Source organism: Protofrankia sp. Cr2 (assembly GCF_963555885.1).
GTDB lineage: Bacteria > Actinomycetota > Actinomycetes > Frankiales > Frankiaceae > Protofrankia.
Map to the genome: position 1 here is coordinate 38,179 of NZ_CAUVXG010000041.1, position 1,771 is coordinate 39,949.

The 1,771-nt window shown below is 72.9% G+C and carries 1 protein-coding gene; it reads left to right on the forward strand.

The features are described from left to right. The first annotated feature begins 280 nt into the window (after window positions 1-280). Window positions 281-1,768 (forward strand): fatty acid--CoA ligase family protein, encoded by a 1,488-nt coding sequence (locus U9978_RS17400; protein ID WP_322762199.1) that lies wholly within the window; start codon window positions 281-283, stop codon window positions 1,766-1,768. The last annotated feature ends 3 nt before the right edge of the window (window positions 1,769-1,771 follow it).

The following is a 1,771-nucleotide window of genomic DNA, read 5'->3' on the forward strand; positions in this document are numbered from 1 at the left end:
AGAACCGCGGGAATACCCAGCTCCGCCAGGTCCACCATGCGCTCACGCCGAGCGCCCGTGGCGCCTACGCCCGCCTCGCGACGCACGGTCGCGGCGATACCCTCGCGCTCGAGAACGTCACGCGTCGCCCGCGCTAGGGCCCAACCGTCGGCACTGGGAAGAAGGTTCATAACGTCCACAAGTCGACTCGCCCGCGGCGACCGGCGCAAGCATCCGGTCGAGAACGACGGTTTCGATCGGGCATGGGTCCAGGTGCCCCCTCTGCCCGGACACTGCCCCTGTGAGCACTCCACCATCCTGGCGAGCGCCGCTGCGTGAACTACTCGCCAGTACAGCCGCACAGCACCCCCTGTCGCTCGCCGTCAGCACCCCGGCCGGGACCTCGGCCGGGACCTCGGCGACGTTCGGCGAGCTCGCCGCGGCCAGTGCGGCGCTCAGCAGCCGGCTGCAGCCCGGTACCCGGACCGGCATCCGCCTGGGCAACGACCTCGCGTCCGTCGTCGCCCTGCATGCCGCGTGGCGGGCCGGCGGGAGCGTCGTCTCGCTCGGGCGCCTGCTGCCGGACGCCGAGGTGACCCGCAGGGCGAGCGACGCCGGCTGCGCCACGATCGTCGATCCGGACCCGGACGGCGTCGAGGCACGTCTGCGCCCCGTGGGCGCGGCGACCCAAGCCCGCACCGCACCTCCCGACGAGGCCCTGGTCATGTTCACCTCGGGGACGACCGGGCGGCCCAAGGGCGCCGCGATCGCCTTCGCTGCGCTCGAAGCGAGCATCCGCGGCATCGCCATCGGCAGCGGACTACCACCGGCGGGCCGACCGGTGCGGACACCGGCCCGCGAGCCGCAGCCGGTGTTCGTCCCCATCGCGCACATGGGTGGGTTCCTGACCTCGCTGACGTCATGGTGGCTGGGCAAGCCGGTGTTGCTGTGCCACAAGTTCTCCGTCGAGCTGGTCGCGCGGATCGCGGCCGAGAGCAGGATCGGAGTGCTGCGCCTGACCCCGTCGATGGTCTACGAGCTGGTGCAGGCAGCTGCGTCGGTCACGCTCCCCGGGGTCAGCAGCGTGACCGTCGGCACCGCGCCGCTGCCCGAGAGCACGCGCGTCGCCTTCGAGACCCGCTACGGCGTGCCCGTGCTGCGCAACTACGGCCAGACGGAGTTCGCCGGCGCCATCGCGTTCGAACGGCCCGACGACGTCGGGGCCGGACGGCGGCCCCCGGGCAGCGTCGGACGCGCCGCTCCGGGCGTGGAGGTGCGGATCGTCGACGCCGACGGGGTGGAGCTGCCGCGGGGGTGCATCGGGGAGATCCAGGCCCGCGCCGCGTCGGCGATGTCGGGCTACCTCGACGCCGACGGTCGGTTGAGTGCCACCACGACGGGCAGCTGGATCGCGACCGGTGACCTCGGTGCCCTTGACTCCGACGGGTTCGTCAGCGTCGTCGGTCGGGTCAAGGACCTGATTCTCTGCGGGGGCTTCAACGTCTACCCTGCACAGGTCGAGAGCGCGCTCAACCGGATCGACGGCGTGGTGGACAGCGCCGTGGCCGGCGTGGCGGACGACCGGCTCGGGGAAATCCCGGTCGCCGTCGTCGTCGGCGCGGCCGGGCTCACCGAGCAGGGGCTCCGCCAGTCCCTGCGGGCCGAGTTGGCGGCCTACGAGCTCCCCCGCAGGATCCGGTTCGTCGCCGCCATTCCGCGCCTGGACACCGGCAAGGTCGACCGGGTAACCGTCGCCGCCCTGCTGACCACCGAGGAGGCTGCCTCGTGACCC